1 pseudogene is annotated in these 504 nt (G+C 58.5%); it reads right to left on the bottom strand.

The window, feature by feature from the left end:
- Positions 1-374, bottom strand: a pseudogene (locus tag J5M67_RS27965) (acetyl-CoA carboxylase carboxyl transferase subunit alpha); the annotation flags it as partial.
- Positions 375-504: the final 130 nt, after the last annotated feature.

The raw sequence follows: 504 nt of genomic DNA, 5'->3' as shown, positions 1-504 counted from the left end.
GCGCGCTCCTTCGTATCGCGGCCCTTCTGATGGCCGATCACCATGCACGCATGGCCGTTGAAGCGAGCAAGGCCGCCGACGATCGACTGGTCGTCCGCGAACGCGCGGTCGCCGTGCAGTTCGTGAAAATCGGTGAAGAGCTCGCTCACGTAATCGAGCGTGTACGGCCGCTGCGGATGGCGCGCGATCTGCGACACCTGCCAGGGCGTCAGGTTCGCGTACAGATCCTTCGTTAGCTGCTGGCTCTTTTTCGACAGCCGCTCGATTTCTTCCGAAATGTCGACAGCCGAATCGTCCTGCACGAAACGCAGTTCTTCGATTTTCGCCTCGAGCTCGGCAATCGGCTGCTCGAAATCCAGAAAGGTGGTCTTCATGTGTTTGAAATCCTTGAATCTTGCGGCAGCGCGTATTCTAACCGAGCCCGCCGGGCGCAAGACCGGGCCGCAACTATCGATTAGCGAAAAGCAATAGCTCCAATCAGCTATTAGCGGTCAGCGGATCGAG

The sequence above is a fragment of the Pseudomonas sp. 30_B genome, from assembly GCF_017491605.1.
In the GTDB taxonomy this organism is placed as follows: Bacteria; Pseudomonadota; Gammaproteobacteria; order Pseudomonadales; family Pseudomonadaceae; genus Pseudomonas.
This window is presented reverse-complemented; position numbering and strand designations above follow the sequence as displayed.